Below are 393 nucleotides of genomic sequence, written 5' to 3'. Positions count from 1 at the left end.
GGTTGTCATTGCATTGCAAGCCATCCGCTTTGACTGGAATTATGATGCCCACCTCATTACGTTTACCCCGGATAACAAGCAGCCTGGCTATCTGTCACGCTTTGCCTCGGTTGAAATGCGTCTGCGTAAACATCTCTCACTAGCAAATGACGATGTATGGCAGCGCTGCGCCGACAAACTGATTGCAGCTCTCGGAAACATACCCGCCTGGCATCAGCCGCTGGTTGCGTTATTGTTGCCGGAAAAACAAGATGTGAGCCATGAGATTGCCAGACGTCTTTGCGGACAAAAAGGGTTATATGCGCTGGAATGGCTAAAACTAACGGCCGCCGACGAGCAGGTATTGGCAGAACTGGGGAAATACTATCCAGGACAGCCAGGGCAGGTATTTGA

The 393-nt window shown here is 50.9% G+C and carries 1 pseudogene; it reads left to right on the top strand.

The features are described 5' to 3' along the window. A pseudogene (locus ACEWB7_RS18545) lies at positions 1-393 on the top strand (hypothetical protein); the annotation flags it as partial.

Origin of the sequence: Acinetobacter sp. NIOH-H-8 (genome assembly GCF_046635365.1) — a bacterium.
GTDB lineage: Bacteria > Pseudomonadota > Gammaproteobacteria > Pseudomonadales > Moraxellaceae > Acinetobacter.
The sequence above is the reverse complement of the archived record's forward strand: the minus strand, read 5'-3'. Positions and strand labels throughout refer to the sequence as shown.